Below are 17915 nucleotides of genomic sequence, written 5' to 3' on the forward strand. Positions count from 1 at the left end.
TTCGCCCGCGGGCCTATGGTGGTCACAGGTAAACGCAGGTAGCCGAGCCGACGGAGGCGGTCATGGCATCCGAGGACAGGAAACGAGCAGCACAGCGCGCCCTGGTCGACCGGGTGCTGAACGGGACGGGCACCGCGTCGGCAGATCTGCGTGCCCGCGCCTTCCGCAATGCCGATCTACCGCCACCGTTGCGCGAACTCATCGACAAGGTCGCCACCAGGCCCACGCAGATCACCGATGCTGATTTCGCCGCCGCCGGGGCATCCGGCTACAGCGAGGATCAGCTCGTCGAGCTGGTGATCTGTGCGGCGGTCGGCGAATCGGCCCGGCGGTACGAGACGGGACTGGCCGCCCTCGCCGACGCCGTCGAGGAGGTCGGCTGATGCGCCCGGACATCCTCGATACCGGCTACCGCCCGACCACCAAGCTGCTGTTCACACTCATCCGGCTCTTCTCGCGCCAGCCCGTGCCGGATGCCGCGAAACTGGTTTTCTACCGCCCCGATTTCTACGGAGACGCGGCGAAAACCTTCACCCACGAGGCGATGCGCGGCCCCTCGGCCTGGTCGGTGGCCGATCGGGAACTGATGGCGGCCTACGTCTCCAAGCTCAACGATTCTGCCTTCTGCATCGCCGCGCACACGGCCACCGCCGGTCAGGCCAGTGCGGACGACGGTCGAGTCCGGGCCGTCCTGTCGGACCTGGATTCGGCCCCCGTGGAGGAGGGCCTGCGCGCGACTCTCCGCATGCTCGGAACACTCACGCGCGAGGGCACGGTGACCGCCGCGGACATGCGAAAGGTGCTGTCCACCGGCGTCACACCGCAACAGATCGAGGATGCCCTGGCGGTCTGCGCCGCCTTCAACACGACCAACCGCCTGGCCGACGCCTTCGCCTTCGAACTCCTCACTCCCGCGGCCTTCGAAGCCGGCGCCAAATTCCTTCTGAAGCGCGGCTACCGCTAGACCGGGATCGTCGCCGATCTGTCCGGGTCGGTCATCGGGTCCAGCTTCCGGACCCGGATGGTGATCGCGACCACGATCGCCGCGATCACGAAAAACCCGGCACCCCAGTAGAACCCGACATCGTAGCTGTGGACCGCGGCGTGCGCCGGGAGATCCGGGGTGGGCAGGTGGGTGCGGGCGTAGCGCGTCGAGACCTGGACCGCGATCGTGGTGAGCAGGGCGGTTCCGATCGAGGCGCCGATTTGCTGCACCGCGTTCAGCAGGCCGCTGGCCACGCCCGCGTCGCGGTCGTCGATCGCGTAGAGCGCGGTGGCCTGCATGGCCACGAAGATCTGCGCCATGCCGAGCGCGATCACGATCTCGGCCGGGAACACCGCCGCCCAGTAGGAGTAGCCGACCCGCAACTGCGCCAGATAGATCAGGCCACCCGCGCCGAGTTGCGCACCGGCCAGCATCAGCACGCGCGGGCCGATCTGCGGCAGTAGCTTGCTGGCTATACCCGCGGAGACGACGATGCCGAACGGGAACGGCAGGAAGGCGATTCCGGCCTTCAACGGCGAATAGCCGAGCGTCTGCTGGAAGTAGTAGCTGAGGAACAGGAACACCGCATACATCGCGACCGGAACCAGTAGCGCGACCAGGAACGAGCCGCCTCGATTGATCTCGCCGGGAATACGCAGGGGCAGTAGCGGATTGGCGACCCGCGCCTCGACGGCGACGAAGGCCAGCAGCAGGCAGACACCGATCACCAGCAGGGCGACAGTACTTGCGGCGCTCCATCCCGCTTCGGCCGCGCGATTGAACCCGTAGACGACACTCGCCAGGCCCGCGGTCACGAGGACCACGCCCGGCAGGTCGTAGCCGCCCACCCGCCGCACGGGCACGTCCCGGACCACGACCAGCAGGGCCGCCGCCGCGGTGGCGAGCGCGATCGGGATGTTCACCAGCAGGCACCAGCGCCAGGACGCGTACTCCGTCAACGCTCCGCCACCGATGAGCCCGACCGCGAAGCCCGCCCCGGACACGCCCCCGAAAACGGCGAAGGCGCGAGCCCGCTCCTGCGCCGCGGTGAACGTCACCGACACCAGCGACAGCGCCGAGGGCGCCAGCAAGGCCGCGAACAGGCCCTGCAGCGCCCGGCCGGCGAACAGCATGCCGGGGCTCAGCGCCGCACCTGCCAGCGCCGAGGCCACCGCGAATCCGACCAGGCCGATCAGGAAGATCCGCCGCCGCCCGACATAGTCCGCCAGGCGACCGCCCAGCAGCAGCAGGCCACCGAACACCAGCGTGTAAGACGTGAACACCCACTGCTTGTCGGCATCGCGGATGCCGAGGTCGGCCTGCGCGTAGGGCAGCGAGATCGTCACGATCGTCGCGTCCAGGACGACCAGCAATTGCGCAATCGACAGCACCACCAGTGCCCACCAGCGGCGATCGGACGCCGCACGTACCTCGGACATGAACAACCTCACCCTCTACTCATCAGTTTCATGCGACTGCGCGATTGTTGAAGGTCCGCCCGGGCAGGCGGCTCGCCACGAAATCCACCGCGGATCCGAGCACGCCGATGACGAGGATGATGGCCACAACCTGGTTGTAGGCCAACTGATCTCGGGCATTGAGAATCTGATAGCCCAAACCCGAACGCACACCGAGCATCTCCGCGGGAACCAGCACGATCCAGGCGGTGCCGAGACCCAGGCGCAGGCCGGTCCGGACATGATCACGGACGGCCGGAATGATCACGACACGCAGTTGCTCCAGGCGCGTCGCGTGAAAAGACCGCGCCACATCCAGGAATCCGCGATCGATGGCGTGCACCCCGGAGACGGTGTTCAGCAGGATGGGCCACACGGCCGCGGCCGCGACCAGAAAATACACCGGCTGATTGCCGATCCCGAACAGCGCCACCGCGATCGGCGTCCACGACAGCGGCGAGATCATGCGCAAGAACTGCACCACGGGCGTCGAGGCCCGCTCGATCCGGGTGCTCAGGCCGATCAGCAAGCCCGTCGGCACGCCGATCACCGTCGCGATGGCCAGACCGATAACCAAGCGCCACAGGCTGATCGCCGCATCGGACACCAGCACGCCGCGCTGATACAGATCGACGATCGCCGGGAGCACCCGTTGCGGGGCGGTCTGCCGTAGCAGCGAATGCTCGTGCGACAGCACGGTTGTCGCCAGCCACCAGAGGAAAACCGTCACGGCGATGGCCGCCGAGGCGGGCCAGGCCCCAGCGACCGCCGACCCGGCCGCCGCGCGCAGCGTGGAGTTCGTTCGAACGAAGGTTGAAGTCACAGCAGTTGCACCTGTTCAGTTCTCACGAGGTCGGCGGGCAGCCCCAGGGCCTGTGTTCCACCGTGTGCGGCAATCGAATTCAGCACGAAGGTGTCGTCCACCAGCTCCCGGTGCGCCGTGCTCGGATCGAGGTCGTCGAGAAAGCCGCGGTCGCCGTCGACCACCGTGTCGTGCATCGCTTCGACCAGCTTCCGGGTGAAACTGGGATAGGGGTACGGCTGGAATCCCACGAGGTGCGGCGACCAGTCCGGGTGTCGCGTTTGATACGGCGGCGCGGGATAGGTGAGGGCCGTGCGAACCGCCGGCAGTGGCTGGGGCAGGTAGCTGCCCGAGGTCAACGCGTCGGCGGCTCGATTGCGGTCCGCGGTGATCCGCAATTGCGCGGAGACCACCGCATCCGTCACCCCCTGCACCGCGGATGGCCGCTCGGCGATCACGTCGTCCCTGGTGACCAGTACGCAGCACGCATGTTCGCGCCACACGTCGCCCAGGAAGGTGTGGATTCGACCGATCTTCTTGATCTGCGCGATGGCATTGAAGGGGTCCGCCACGACGTAGCCCGCGATCGACCGATTCGCCAGGGCGGGAACCATATCCGACGGACTCATGACAATGAGTTCGACGGTGCGTTCGGATCGCGACGCACTGCGCCGGACGACCGGCGTGATGTCGTGGGCTCGCAGGAGTTGCTGCAGGACGATGTTGTGGATCGACCACCAGAACGGGATCGCGACCTGGGTTCCCACCAGCTGATCCAGATCGGTGATGTCCGGCGCGACGGTGAGCGCCGAGCCATTGGTGTGATTCCACCCCAGCACCCGCACCCCGGCACCCAGGACGCGCTGGAGCTGCAGGGCCATCGGCATCAGCAGATGTGCCACGTCGATCTCACGGGAGACGAACGCCTCGGCCAAACCGGCCCAGCTCCGGAACAATACGGGCTTGCCGCTGCTGACCGATCCGGCGGCGTAGAGGCCCGCCGAATGCGCGATCAGCAAGGGCGCGGCGTCGGTGATCGGCAGGTAGCCGATGCGCAGCGCACTCTCACGCCGCCGCCCGGCGGTCGCCGCGCTGTGGACGAGGTCCACCGAGCCGAAGAGCCCGGCGGCGACGGTCAGTCCCGTCGCCCCGGCCAGCAGGTATCGTCTCGAAATGTCGGTCACGGAACCGCCACCTCGTCCGGCTGGTACTGCTGGAGGATGTCGGCACGCAGGGCCGGCGTATCGAGGCCGGTCCGCACCTCGCGCCATTCGCGGCGAATCCTGCCGCGGTCGAGCAGCACGATCCGATCCGACAGCGCGATCGCCTCCTCCACGTCGTGGGTGATGAGCACGACCGTCGCCGCGAGTTCGGCGACGAGCTCGGCCAGCCACTGCCGCAGGTCGATTCGAGTCGCGGGGTCCAGGGCGCTGAACGGCTCATCGAGCAACAACAGCCGGGGCCGAGTCGCGGCCGCTCGCAGTACGGCCACGCGTTGCGCCTGGCCACCCGACAATTCGCTCGGATACCGGTCGGCGAGGCCGTCCATCCCGAATCGCCGCAGCAGGGTCGTCGGGTACTCATGGTCGAATTCGTGGCGGTGAGCGGTGAATCGCCTTGCCAGCGAGATGTTCTCGATGACGGTGAGCCACGGCAGCAGCAGGGGCTGCTGGAACACCACACCGGTGGGCGGGCGGGCACCGTCGCTACTCCAGCGCACCGTCCCCGCGGTCAGGCTCTCCAGGCCCGCCAAAATCCTCAGGAGCGTGGACTTTCCGCTGCCGCTCGGCCCCAGCACGGCGAGGAACTCGCCGCGATCGATCGAGATGCCCACATTGTCCAGCACGAGATTGTCGCCGAACTTCTTTGTGCCGCAATCGACTGTCAATTCATACAAGCAAGGACACCTTCGTGAGCGGAACGAGCAAGCGCGCCGAAGTTCGACGGCCGCACTTGCTCGGTTCCAGGGTTCGTGCGGGCGACTACGCGCCCTTGACGCCGGTCAGGCGCGTGTACATGCCGCCGTGCACGCTGTCGACGACCACGTCCGTCAGCTGCTCACGGAATACCCGCTCGAACGGCTCGAGCTCCTTGTAGTGAGATCCCACGATGAAGGACTTCAAGAAGTTGTACCCGTTGATGACCGGGTAGCCGAGTCCGGAGGTTCGCGGCAGGGCATCGATGATGCGCACACCGGTGCCCGGCTCCAGGTTCGCGAGCAGCTCTTCCAGTTTCCGCGAAGGGTCCGGAACACAGCTCATCGCAATGCAGCTGAAGACCATGTCGACGTCTCGGAGCAGCGGTGTCGTTGCGATGTCGTCGACCACGAGCTTCACATTGCTCCAGCCATGGGCCACCACCCGCTTCTCCGCCTTGGCGAGAATGGCCGCGTTGTTGTCCAGCCCGATCACCCGTCCCGACGGACCGATCGCCTCGATCAGCGCCGGAAAGGCAAGTCCGGTACCGCATCCGAGGTCGGCCACCGTCTTGCCGGACAGGTCCAGACCGGCGACCAACGCCGGGTGCAGCTTGTCGATTCCGCCGAGTGACAGGACCCATGCGGTCCGGTCGTAGATCGGTGCCGCAATATCGTATCGTTCTGCCAATTTCCTACACTCCCTCAGGTTCTCGTCGGCCGAGGCCGTTATCGTCGAGTCAGTCGAACTCGGAAGCCGCCCTTGATCACCGGGGCAAGGCCGGGATCCTCGCGAAGTGTCCAGTTCGGCGGCACTTCGATCTTGTAGCGGCTGAAGATCAGGGCGACGAGGTACGGCGCGATCAGGTACCCCAGTTGCGCTCCGGTGCACCGATGCGGGCCCGCTCCCCACGCCAGGTAGTGCAGCACTCGAGGCTGATCGACCCGTTTGCTCTTGTCGTAGAACCGATTCGGATCGAACTTGTCGGGATCGGTCCACCAGCGCGGATCGCGGTGGATGGTCGAGATCGGAACTCCCAGCATGGTATTGGGTGCGATGTCGAGCCCTTGGAAGTTCGCGCCGGTCGAGGTGAACCGGAGCAGGAGCGGAAGTCCCTGCATCCGCATCGATTCCTCGAAGCAGGATTTCACCCAGTGCAGGCGCCGCACCGACTCGATGGAGGGCTGCGAAAGATCTACGGTGCCGGACTCTTCCACGAGGCGATCCGTCGCCTCGGCGTCGAGGACGGTGCGAACGACCGTTTGGGTGATGGCGCCGGCGGTGGTGCCGTACGACGCGCTGGTCATGGTCGCCACATCGAAGCAGAGGTCCCAGAAGGTCATGGGAGTCTTCAGCTTCTTGTACCCCGCGAGCATGCCGTCCAGGACATCGCCGTACGTTCCCAGCGCCGGTGAGTTCTGGCGCTCGACAACGCGATTCTTGACGATCTTCGCCGCGGTGTACACCGCCCACGGCCGGATCTTGTACGGACCCCACGGGCGCACCAGATTCGGCGGATCAGCGATCTTCAGAGTCGACCCGAGGAACTTGGTGAAGGTCGAGAGGCCATTGTGCAGCTCGTCGATCTCGCGGGGAGTGAAAGGTTCGGTGAACGTCTGCTTCAGCACACCGCGCAGGAGGGTCTGAAATATCGCTTCCTGCAGATCGGTGACGCCCTCGGCGTCGGTCGCCACGGCGATGTTCGCCTCGAGACTGTCGAGATAGGCTTCGACGTTCGCATTGAACGTGCTCTTCAGGCCGTCCCGGGTGACCAGCGGGCTGACGATCCGGCGTCGTTCTCTGAAGAGCTCGCCCTCGATGAACGACAACCCGTTCTGCCGCTTCGCGATTACCGGGTGATAGTTTCCGAATTTGCTGTAGTCGCCGGAGGTGTCGCCCATTGCCGCGTGCGCGTCTTCCGGGTTACCCAGCACGACCAGGTCCCGGAGTGGGAATCGGATTCGGCTGACGTCCCCGTACTGCCGGACCGTATCCCGCAGGAACTTGTTGCGGTCCTTGGCGAACTCGGGGTACGAACCCATGAAGCGGTGTCCCGGCGGTCCGGGCAGGTGCTCATTCGAGAAACGACGGCTGATTATGCTGGTTTCAGAATGCACCTTCGGCGCCTCGACATGCGGGCATTTGTTGGACATGACGAACCTTTTCCATCTCTACTTGCGGAACACGTAGGCGCGCACCATGCCACCGTGGTACCGCGCTTGGGATTCCAATGTCAGGCCGGCGTTTTCACAGCGGACGATGGTGTATTCCGCGCCGCGGTCCATCTCCACTTCCCGGGTCATGTGGGCGACGGGATCCAGGCCGAACAGTCCCGCGATCCCGCGAATCAGCAACAGGCGGTACTTCAGAACCGTGCGGAGCATCTCGCTGTCCGGCAGTGCGAGTTCGATGAGCAGGAAGCGCCCCCCGGCGCGGAGCACCCGTGCCGTCTCCGCGAGCGCGGCCGCCGGGTCGTCCATATCGTCGAGCGCGAAACACATGACGACGGCGTCGAAGGTCGAGGAGTCGAAGGTCAGGGTCTCCGCGCTGCCGCACAGCAGATTCCATTCACTTCGAGGATGCTCACGCCCCAGCCGCTTCAGCTTGGGTTCGGCCACCTCGAGCATCTGCTCATTGAGGTCGACCGCGCAGTAGGAGATCGGAAAGCGATATTCCGCGGCCAGTGCCGAGGCGATCTCGGCCGTGCCCGCCGCGAGGTCGAGCACCTTCGATCCGGCCTCGAGCCGGAGCAGGCGAACAGCCTCGCGGCGGAGCCTCTTGTCACCACCCAGTGTGAGAATCGAATTGACCAGATCATAGCGCGGGGCTATTTTCGTGAACATTGCCTGAGGCGTGGCAGGACGTGTCCCGACCATTCAGATTCCTCCTCTCCAATTGCCTGGACACTTCATTCGCGTCGCCCGATACGGCGAATAGTCTGGACAGCCGCGTCGGTACCGACGGCCTTGACCATGGACCAGGCACCGGATCTCGCGGATTTGCCATCGCGCAGCCAGCCCGACAGCAGTCCCACGACCTGACGAACGTGGATGCGCCCGGCCAGTGCGGGAGCCTCCACCGCGGGGATGCGCGCGTCGATGAGCATCGGGCCGTCGTTGCGCAGCGCGGATCGGAACGCGGTCCCGAATTCCTCGGAGGTCCGGGCCGTCACCGCGGTGAGCCCGCAGTGGCGCGCGAAGCTCGCGAAGTCGAACGGCGCGAATTCCGATGACGTATCCGGCCATCCCATGATCCAGCTCTCGAACTTGATGGCCGCGAGCGCGCTGTTGTTGAAAACGACGATCACCGTGGTGGATTCGACCTTCGCCGCGTTTCGGAGTTCGGCCAGCGTGATGCCGATACCGCCGTCGCCCACGATCGCCACGGAGATGTCCTTCGGATTGCGCACGGCGACATCCACTGCCGCCGGTACCGCGAATCCCATGGTGGCGAACGATGCGGTCCACAGATATCGGGCGGCAGACCGTACATAGCGGTACGCCCACAGTGTGTTGATGCCGACGTCGACGCTCAAGGTGGATGCTCGATCGGCGCGCGCGAGTTCGTGATCGATGATCTGTGACGCCGTCACCGCCAGCAATTGCCGCGAACTCTCACGCGGACCTTTTCGCTGCGACGTGCCGGGGCGGGCGATACTGCCCACGCCGACAGGATCATTCGAGCATCCGATCAGCGCCTCCAGCACCTCACGCGCGTCACCGAGCAATCCGATCGATTCCGGCGGGAGGCGAAGGAAGGTCAGCGGATCGGCGTTGATGGAGATCACCGGACCATCCCCGGCGAGCTCGAAAGCCGAACCTCGCCATGACACGCCCACCAGAATCACCAGTTGGCTCTGACGAATGTTCTGCATCGCTTCGTCATGACCGGATGTCCCGACCAAGCCGGCGCAGTGATCCCCGACGACGTTCGCGGCCAACGCACCCATCGTGCAGTAGAGCGGAGCTTCCGTGTGGGACGCCAACTCGATGAGTTCACGTCGTGCACCCGCGGCACCGCGGCCGACGATGATCGAGACATTCTCTGCTGCTTCGAGAAGTGTTGCCGCACGTGCGATCTCGTCGTGTGCGGCCATCGTGCCGCCGGGCAGTCCGATCAGCGAAGCCGGGATGCCGAGTGTGTTCGCGCTGTCGACGAGCGCGGCGCTGTTGGCCGCCGACAGTGCCGAGTCGGAAACGTGAACGTGCGTCACGCCTTTGCCCCCGCCGGCGACGGTCAGCAGCGCGTCCCGAAGGCGCGTCGAATCCTTCGCCGTGCCATCCAGCACAACCGATATCGCCGAGATCTCCCCCAGCACGTCCACCGGGTTCAGGAACCAGCGGTCGATTTCGAAGGAGATCAGCAGCACCGACGCGCTGTCGAAGGAAGCGTCGTACAGCCCATTCAGCTGCGCGAGAAGTTCTGCGGGAGAGGTCACCACGGCGCACGCCGTCGTCCCCGCGGCCTTGAAAGCCGCGGTCGCACGCATGGCCGCCGCCTGTATATCGGAGACGATATGCAGGTCGAGGTCGGATCGTGGATCACCCGTCAGGCCGAGCCGCGCGGAGCTGGTTCTCGACAGATACACCGAGTCGATCCCACGATCCGCGATCACACCGAGCAGATCGCTCGCGAACTCGACGGCATCGGCGCGGGGTGCCGTATCGGTAAGTGCCGCTTCCACTTCCAGCACCGAGGTCAGGACCACCGCCGGTCCATCCGCCCGCCCGGCTTCCTCCAACCGTGAATCCAGCTCGCTCGGGTTTCCCGCCCAGAACACCGGGATCCCGAAGGCCCGAGCCAGATCCTGGATCGTCGCACCGGATTCCGCACCGCAGATCACCGTGACGGGAACCGCGTATCGCGCGGCGGTGGACAGTTCCGCGATGTACTGGTCCAGGGACGAGAGTTCGGTCAGCGCGTAGCACCGATCGTTCGCCGCCAGCGCGAGACCGATCGACATCGGCAGCGCCGAACCTTCGGCCTGCAGATTCCATGCGCTGTGGACATGTGCGTGCTCACTCAGGAACCTGCGCGAAAGCCGCTGTATCGCTCCGGGGTCGACAGCGACCGACGCACCCGCCAGCCGTCGGGTGAGCACCACCCATCCGCCGGGAGCATCCTGGGTGCGCACGGTTTCCGACGAGCGCTCCGACGACGCCGCTTCGCCCCTGCGGCTCGACACCGCGGAGGTCAGGGACTCCAGAATCACCGGAATATCGCCGGCGATTCCGATTCGCCGACATCCGGCATCGAACCCCGAGGTAGCGAGATCGGTGATTTCGATCAGGATCTTCGCCGAGGGGAAGTACCGCTGCACTCCGACCGTTGGACGGCCGATGAGAAGAACGCTGTCGTCGGCCGCCGATGTGTGCTCGTCCTCGACGGGCGATACCAGCGTCTCCGGGATGCCGGACTCGGGCAGTGCCCGGAGCGGAACCTCCAGCGCCTGCGCGAGCAGGCGAGCCCGCTCGACCGATTCCCCACTGCCGGAACCCAATACCATCGCCACCGGGTGCGCGCAGAGGTAGTCGGCGAGGTCGTCGACGCGCTTCTTGTCGACCCTCGTGGCGGTCCGCCGGTCGAGCCGGTACGGGCTCGGCTGTTCGCGCTCCCCGACCGGTGCGTTCAGCAGATCCGACGGGATGGCGACATGCGCCGACGTCTGCTCGAGTCGTACCCCGAGAACGATCTGGTCGAAGACGCCGATCTGGTCGGCCGACATGATGTCCGATGATCGCCAGGTGCCGTCCCGGAACAGCCGCGAGGAATCGATCTCCTGGAACGACTGCGTCCCGACGTCGGCCAGGTGTACCTGTCCGGATATCGCCAGCACCGGCACACGGTCGTACAGGCCGTCATAGACGCCGGGCAGCAAATGCGTCGCACCGGGGCCGGCCGTTCCGAAGCACACCCCGACGGTGCCCGAACCCCGCGCGTAGCCGACTGCCATCCACGAGGCCGCGCTCTCGTGGCGCACCGCGATCAATCCGATCTCGTCACGCCGGCCGACCGCGTCGACAAGGCAATTGACCGACTCCGCGGGCATTCCGAAGATGTATCGCACATCGTTCCGGACCAATCGATCCACAAGTGCATCTGCGAACCGCGGACGGCCCATCAGGTCGGCCCCCAGGTGCGGATTCATCTGTGGCATGCGCTTGCCTCCATTCGGCTGTATCCATCCGCGAGTACTTCGACAACGTCATTCAGGTGTTCCATTGCGGGCACGGTGATTCGGACGCCGAGGCCCGGATATTCACGTACCGCGATCCCCGAGCGGGAGCAGCGATCGACGAGGGGTGCAGGATGCCGCATCGGCACCCAGAGGAAGTTGCCGCACGATTCGGCCACGGTGAGTCCACGCTCTCGAATCGATGCGCTGAACAATGCCCGGCAGCGGACGACCAGATCGACCTGGGCGGCGAGTTCATCGCTCACCTCCAGCGAGGCGATGGCCGCAGCCACCGCCAGCCGATTCACACCGAAAGGCATTGCGGCGGTTCGGCATGCGCCGATCAAGTCGCTATTGCCGACCGCGTATCCGACGCGCAGGCCCGCCAGGCCATATGCCTTCGAGAAGGTCCGCATGACGACGAGATTCGTGTGCGAGCGCGTCAGCCGGAAAATCGCCGCGGGATCGGCGGTGCGATCGAAGTCGATATAGGCCTCGTCCACCACGACGACCGTGTGCCGCGGAACCGCCGCGAGGACCATCTCGATCTCGTCGGGACGCACCGGTTCGCCGGTCGGGTTGTGCGGTGAGCAGATCAGGATCGCGGCCGCGTCGTCCCCGGCCGCCGCCACCATCGATTCCAGCGGCTGCCACCGAATCTCCGTGCCCGGCACCGGAACCGCCGTCCCGCCGGCGTCCATCACGACTCGCTCGTACGCGTCGAAGGCCGGAACCGCGAAGACGACTCGGCCACCGTCCCCGGCGATGCGGCGCAGGATGTATCCGAGCACGCCGACACTGCCCGGTCCGACGATGACCTGATCGGGGCCGCAGCCGACGAACTCGGCAATGGCCGCCCGCAGCGATCCATAGGATGCGGAAGGGTAGTCCGCGGCGCGGTCCACTTCGGCCTCTATCGCCTTGCGGACGCTCGGCAACGGGGAGAAAGGCAACGCATTGTTCGAAAGGTCGAGCGCGACAGGCGAATAGTCGTTTCCTTCACCCGAGCGGTATTCGTTCCACACGACGCCGCCACGCGCCTTCATCAGCCTTTCCACCGCATCCATTACGCAACATCCTTCTTTCTGCGGGTATCGAGCTTCAGCGCATCCATAAGGAAGATGATGATCAGCGAACCCAGCACGATGCCGATCGACGAAATGGACGGATCTACCAGCAGAATCCAGGTCGACAGATATCCCGTCGATACCACCATGTCGAAACGCAGCATGTTGTTCGCGGACTGGCTGTCCTCGCGAAGGATCATTCGTGCGCACTGAACACAGACGACCGGCAACCACACCAGGGTCAGCAGGTACTTCGCCGCGAACTGTCCACCGGCCACCAGGAATACCGGGCCCAAGTAGACGGCCATCGTCCCGGCCGCAGCCACCACCGCTGCTTGCAGCCGGGTTCGGCTGATGGTCGCCGAGGTCGTCAGTCCGGCGTTTCGATCGCCGTAATAGTCGGGCAGGTTCTTCACCAGGCCCTTGGCCGCGAACCAGACGAACAGATAGGCGGCCATGATCAGGAACGGCCAATTTCCGAGCACCGCCGGTCCGTGCGTCGCCACGGCGGGAGCCATCAGGAACGGAAAGGCGACATCCAGTGCGAACAGGCCGATCGAGGACACCGGCCGTGCCTTCACACGGAACGGCGGCAAGGAGTACTGGTGGGCGATCACGACGCAAATCGCTGTCATCACAACGAAAATCGGGCTCACCAGCGCCGCCAGCGCCAGCATGATCAGGCACACGGCATAGGCACTCCGCAGCAACCGCCGCCGGCCATAGAGGCCGAGCAGGTACAGGCGGGCCGGGAGGTTCTCATTGTCTTCCGCGACATCGGAGTAGCCGTTGAACAGATTGGCCACCGCGCTGTACAGGAAGGTGATCACGAAGCCGATCAGGACGTCGAGGTCGATCGGCAGGCCGAGCATCTTACAAGAAAGACAGAACGCCAGCATTCCGGGAAGGCACGTACGCGGGCGCGCAAATGAAAGGAACAGTTCGAGTCGTCCCCGAACTCCTGCCGTCGAGCCCTCGGACGAATTTACCCAATCGAGTCTCTCCTCTGCCGACTTGCTCAGAAATTCGTCAAGTGTCGGTATCGAAATAGTTGAAGCCACGATCACAGCTCACTCGTCATGCGCAGTTGAAAATATCGGCCGCTCCGGAACCCAACTCCTGAAACGGAAACCATCGCCGCCGCTATCGGCGCCCAGCACACACCTCATCGATGCTTATACGGTGTATTGCGATTCCACCGGTCTGAGCATACAGCGAAACCTGATGTCGCCCAAGGATGTTCAACCGCCGCCTTCGTCAGTTGCACAGGCCTTTGTACAGCCAAACCCGTTGGCAATTCACGTGATTACGGGCGACCGGGGTATATCAGACGTTGTCTCGTAACGCAGAGAGGTTCCTATGCTGATCGACTTCGTTCCCGACAAGAATCTGTATCCCTTCGAGTCCCGCTGGTTCGACTCGTCCGCCGGCCGGGTTCACTACATAGACGAGGGCTCCGGACCGACAATCCTGTTCTGCCATGGCGTTCCGACGTGGAGCTTCCTCTACCGCCACATCGTGCGGGAACTGCGGGACCGGTACCGCTGCATCGTCGTCGACTATCTGGGCTTCGGATTGTCCGAGCGCCCCGAGGGTTTCGGTTACACGGTCGCCGAGCACACCGCGATCCTCGGCGAGCTGATCGATCACCTGCGGCTCGACGACTTCGTACTGATGGGACACGATTGGGGCGGCCCCATCGGCCTGGGCGCGGTCACCACCCGCGCGGATCGGCTACGCGGCATCGTGCTGGGCAACACCACCTTCTGGCCGCCCGAGGCCAGGGCGAATCGGGTCTTCAGCAGGCTCATCCGTACGCCCCTGATGCAGCGGCAGGTGCTCGAGAAGAACTTCCTCGTCGAGCGTGTCCTGCTCGGTGAACTGGGGCGCAAGCTCAGCCCGGCCGAGATCGATCACTATCGCTCGGTGCAGCCCGCCACCGAGGCCCGCCGGGGACTCGGCGTGATCGCCCGGCAGATCCGGGACGCGCGCCCGCTGCTGGACCAGCTCTCCCGGGACGTCCCCGCCATTCTGGGCGACAAGCCGACCTTGCTCGTGTGGGGGATGCGGGACATGGTGTACCGGCCGAAGGGCCATATCCCGCGAATGCGTGCGACATTCACCGATCTCGAGGTAGTCGAGCTTCCACGCGCACAGCAGTTCATTCAGGAACACGCGCCGGATGAGATCGCGACGGCGATCGCGAAGCGGTTCCCCTGAGACTGGCCACGGACGCGACGTGGGCGGCGCTACCACTCGGTAGCGCCGCCCGCGTCGATCAGGTTCGGCTGCCCGCTGTTTCGGGCCGGGCCTAGTTCTTCCGGCCCGGAGCCTTCATGCCCGACTTGAAGCCGAGGCCACCCGGCTTGGCGGCCGGGGGCTTGGCCGCGCCATTGCCCTCCGACGTGCCATTGCTGTCCGCCGCGGCCGGTTCGGCCGCAGCGGCGGGCTCGGCGGCCGGAACCGGAGCGGCCTCGGCCGGAGCCGAATCCACTACGGCCGCAGGCACTTCCGGAGCCGCAGCGGCAGTCGGGGCCGCAGCGGCGGGAGCCTTCGGGCCGGGGCGCTTGAGGCCGGACTTCATGGCCAGGCCCTTGGGCGCGATGGACGGCTTGGCCTCAGCAGCCGGAGCCGAAGCCTCGACGGCCGACGCGGCCGGCGCGGTGGTCTCGGCCGGCGCGGCGGCCTCGGCGGCGGGCTTGGCACCTGGAGCCTTGGCGGCACCCTTCATCTGCAGGCCCTTGCCGCCGGGGGCCTTGAGCCCGCCCTTCATGGCAAGCCCACCCGGCTTGGCCGCCGGGGCCGCCGGGGCCGCGGGAGCCTCAGCGGGCGCGGCTGCGGTGGGAGCGGCTGCGGTGGAAGCGGATTCGGTGGCGGGAGCCTTCGCGCCCGGCGCCTTCAGACCGCCCTTCATCTGCAAACCCTTGCCGGGGGCCTTGGCCGGGCCCTTCATGGCCAGGCCCTTGGCCGCAGCCGGAGCCGCGGTCGCCTCGGACACGACCTCGGCAGCAGGAGCGTCGGCGGCCGGAGCGGCGGCCTTCGCGCCCGGCGCCTTCAGGCCGCCCTTCATGGCCAGACCCTTACCACCGGGAGCCTTCGCACCACCCTTCATCCCCAGACCGCCACCAGCCGGCGCAGCCTCGACGGGAGCCTCGACCGCGGCCTCGGCCTCGACCGGCTCGGGCACCGAAACCGGTTCGGGCTCTTCGGCCTTCGGCTGCTGCACAACGCGCAGGTTCTCGGTCAGGGTCGCGGCCTCGACACGGTTGATCGACTGCAGCATCAGCTGCGCCACATCCACGACCTCGACACCCTGACCGACCTCACCACCATCCTTGCGGGCGGTGACACCATCGGTCAGCATGACCCGGCAGAACGGGCAACCCGTCGCGATCATCGACGGCTCGTTACCACCGTTCAACGTGTCGAGGGCCTCGTCGACCCGGTCGATATTGATGCGCTTACCGAGCTGTTCCTCCATCCACATCCGCGCACCACCGGCACCACAGCACATGGAACGCTCGGCATGACGCGGCATCTCGACCAACGTCGAACCCGAAGCCTGCATCAACTCCCGCGGCGCGTTGTAGATCTTGTTGTGCCGGCCCAGATAACACGGGTCGTGATAGGTCACGTTCTGCGCCACCGGCGACACCGGCACCAACGCCTTGCCACGCACCAGACGATTGAGCAACTGGGTGTGATGCACCACCTCATAGGTGCCGCCGACCTGCGGGTACTCATTGTTGAGCGCGTTGAAACAGTGCGCACACGTGACCACGATCTTCTTCTTGGCCTGCTCCACACCATCGAACACCGAGTTCAACAACTCGATGTTCTGCATCGCCAACTGCTGGAACAAGAACTCGTTACCCGCACGACGCGCCGAGTCACCGGTGCAGGTCTCCTCCTGACCCAACACCATGAACTTCACACCCGCGGTCGCCAACAACTCCGCGACAGCCTTGGTGGTCTTCTTCGCACGATCCTCATACGCACCCGCACAACCGACCCAGAACAGATACTCGTACCCGTCGAAGGAATCAGCATCCCTACCGAACACCGGGATCTCGAAATCGACCTCGGAGATCCAGTTCAACCGGTCCTTGGCGTTCTGACCCCACGGGTTGCCCTTGTTCTCCAGATTCTTGAACAACCCCGCCAACTCCGACGGGAACTCCGACTCGATCAGCACCTGATAACGGCGCATATCGATGATGTGATCGACATGCTCGATATCGACCGGGCACTGCTCCACACACGCACCACAGGTCGTGCACGACCACAACACCTCCGGATCGATGATGCCATCGACATCCTCACCACCGACCAGCGGACGCTCCGCCTCCGCACGCGCAGCCTCCGAAATCTTCGCCAGCGCACGCTCATCCGGCCTACCCTCGGCGTCGACCAGACCGATCTCCTCGCCACCCATATCCTTACGGCCACCCGCCAGCAGATACGGGGCCTTGGCGTAACCATGATCACGCAACGACATGATCAACAACTTCGGCGAGAGCGGCTTACCCGTATTCCAGGCCGGGCACTGCGACTGACAACGACCACACTCGGTACACGTGGTGACATCGAGGATGTCCTTCCACGAGAAGTCCTCGAACCTACCCACACCGAAAGTGTCATTGTCCGGATCCGCGGTCTCCATCTCGATCGGCTTACCGCCCGACATCATCGGCTTCGCCGCACCCAGAGCGACACCACCATCAGCCTCACGCTTGAAATAGATGTTCGGGAAGGCAGCGAACCGGTGCCACGCCACACCCCAGTCGATGTTCCGGCTGACCACTACCACCCATACCAGCGCGGCCATCAGCTTGAAGAACGCGAAGACCGACACCGTGGAAGCGCTCGCGGGCAGCAGCTTGGCGATGTTCATACTGACGAAGTCGCTGGCGGCATGGTGCTCGCCGGTGTAGCTGATGACCAGTGCCTTCACACCGACCATGCTGATGCCCTCGACGAGCACGACACCCTCGACGAAGTAGGCCGCAAGGAAGTTGGAGCCGGAGAACCGGGAGAGCCGCGCGGGCCGGCGCGGATGGTTCAACTGCCGGATGGTGATCAGCACCAGCGCGCCGACGATCGTGCCCAGGCCCAGCAACTCGTCGAGGAGGTGATAGGCGAGGGTGTCACCGATCCACGGCCAGGTGAAGGTGGGGCTGAAGATCTGCCCCTGGGCCTGGAAGACGGTGACGAACCCGATCAGGAAGCCGACCATGACGAGCCAGTGCGCCCAGCCGACGGTCCGGAACTTCACCATGCGGGTGTGCGCGGCGAATTCCTTGACCATGGTGGCGAATCGGGGCAGGAACGGCCCGAATCGGTCCGGGGCCGGCTGCCCCAGCCGGATGGTGCGAACCATCCGGCGTATCGCCAATATGAACCCGGCCCACGCGGGGACACCGATCAGTATGGAGATGATGCCCAGCGTTATTTGCAGGGGGCTCATACGGTGACCTTTCACTTACGAAGGGACGCAATGTCGCTCGTCGCTC

Annotated in this window: 14 protein-coding genes; 3 read left to right on the top strand and 11 right to left on the bottom strand. The window is 65.3% G+C overall.

Annotated features, from left to right (window positions below; genetic code table 11):
* The first annotated feature begins 62 nt into the window (after positions 1-62).
* A complete protein-coding gene (locus ACQP1O_RS30705; protein WP_433561893.1) occupies positions 63-383 on the top strand; it encodes a hypothetical protein in 321 nt (106 codons plus the stop codon).
* Positions 383-964 (top strand): carboxymuconolactone decarboxylase family protein, encoded by a 582-nt coding sequence (locus tag ACQP1O_RS30710; protein ID WP_433561894.1) that lies wholly within the window; start codon positions 383-385, stop codon positions 962-964. Before ACQP1O_RS30705 ends, ACQP1O_RS30710 begins: the two co-directional genes overlap by 1 nt.
* Here ACQP1O_RS30710 and ACQP1O_RS30715 read toward each other — a convergent pair.
* The 10 genes from ACQP1O_RS30715 to ACQP1O_RS30760 form a co-directional block, all read right to left on the bottom strand.
* The gene (locus ACQP1O_RS30715; protein WP_433561895.1) at positions 961-2424 is read right to left on the bottom strand and encodes an MFS transporter; all 1464 of its coding nucleotides are present in this window, start codon (positions 2422-2424) and stop codon (positions 961-963) included. The genes ACQP1O_RS30710 and ACQP1O_RS30715 overlap by 4 nt on opposite strands.
* A 28-nt stretch (positions 2425-2452) precedes the next feature.
* Entirely contained in the window at positions 2453-3232 is a 780-nt protein-coding gene (locus ACQP1O_RS30720; protein ID WP_433567852.1) for an ABC transporter permease, read from the bottom strand.
* A gap of 29 nt (positions 3233-3261) precedes the next feature.
* Complete coding sequence (locus ACQP1O_RS30725) at positions 3262-4428, bottom strand: ABC transporter substrate-binding protein (protein WP_433561896.1); 1167 nt, start codon at positions 4426-4428, stop codon at positions 3262-3264.
* Positions 4425-5141, bottom strand: a complete 717-nt coding sequence (locus ACQP1O_RS30730) for an ABC transporter ATP-binding protein (protein WP_433561897.1) — start codon at positions 5139-5141, stop codon at positions 4425-4427. Before ACQP1O_RS30730 ends, ACQP1O_RS30725 begins: the two co-directional genes overlap by 4 nt.
* A gap of 85 nt (positions 5142-5226) precedes the next feature.
* Positions 5227-5850, bottom strand: a complete 624-nt coding sequence (locus ACQP1O_RS30735; RefSeq protein ID WP_433561898.1) for a class I SAM-dependent methyltransferase — start codon at positions 5848-5850, stop codon at positions 5227-5229.
* Positions 5851-5888: 38 nt separating this feature from the next.
* Positions 5889-7313, bottom strand: coding sequence for a cytochrome P450 (locus ACQP1O_RS30740; protein ID WP_433561899.1), 1425 nt, complete (start codon positions 7311-7313; stop codon positions 5889-5891).
* Between the two features lie 18 nt (positions 7314-7331).
* Positions 7332-8003: a class I SAM-dependent methyltransferase gene (locus ACQP1O_RS30745; RefSeq protein ID WP_433561900.1), complete on the bottom strand. Its 672-nt coding sequence runs from the start codon at positions 8001-8003 to the stop codon at positions 7332-7334.
* A 65-nt stretch (positions 8004-8068) separates the two neighbouring features.
* Positions 8069-11317 carry a thiamine pyrophosphate-binding protein gene (locus ACQP1O_RS30750; protein WP_433561901.1) on the bottom strand — a complete coding sequence of 1083 codons (3249 nt, stop codon included), beginning with the start codon at positions 11315-11317 and terminating at the stop codon, positions 8069-8071.
* Positions 11305-12402 (bottom strand): pyridoxal phosphate-dependent aminotransferase, encoded by a 1098-nt coding sequence (locus ACQP1O_RS30755; RefSeq protein ID WP_433567853.1) that lies wholly within the window; start codon positions 12400-12402, stop codon positions 11305-11307. The genes ACQP1O_RS30750 and ACQP1O_RS30755 overlap by 13 nt, the downstream gene beginning before the upstream one ends.
* Positions 12402-13469, bottom strand: a complete 1068-nt coding sequence (locus ACQP1O_RS30760) for a UbiA family prenyltransferase (RefSeq protein ID WP_433561902.1) — start codon at positions 13467-13469, stop codon at positions 12402-12404. The genes ACQP1O_RS30755 and ACQP1O_RS30760 overlap by 1 nt, the downstream gene beginning before the upstream one ends.
* 292 nt (positions 13470-13761) lie before the next feature.
* On the opposite strand from ACQP1O_RS30760, the gene ACQP1O_RS30765 reads away from it, so the two are divergent.
* Complete coding sequence (locus ACQP1O_RS30765; RefSeq protein ID WP_433561903.1) at positions 13762-14622, top strand: haloalkane dehalogenase; 861 nt, start codon at positions 13762-13764, stop codon at positions 14620-14622.
* Between the two features lie 91 nt (positions 14623-14713).
* Here ACQP1O_RS30765 and ACQP1O_RS30770 read toward each other — a convergent pair whose 3' ends face one another.
* Positions 14714-17869 (bottom strand): heterodisulfide reductase-related iron-sulfur binding cluster, encoded by a 3156-nt coding sequence (locus ACQP1O_RS30770; protein ID WP_433561904.1) that lies wholly within the window; start codon positions 17867-17869, stop codon positions 14714-14716.
* Between the last annotated feature and the right edge of the window lie 46 nt (positions 17870-17915).

The organism is Nocardia sp. CA-151230 (assembly GCF_050942175.1).
Taxonomy (GTDB): domain Bacteria; phylum Actinomycetota; class Actinomycetes; order Mycobacteriales; family Mycobacteriaceae; genus Nocardia.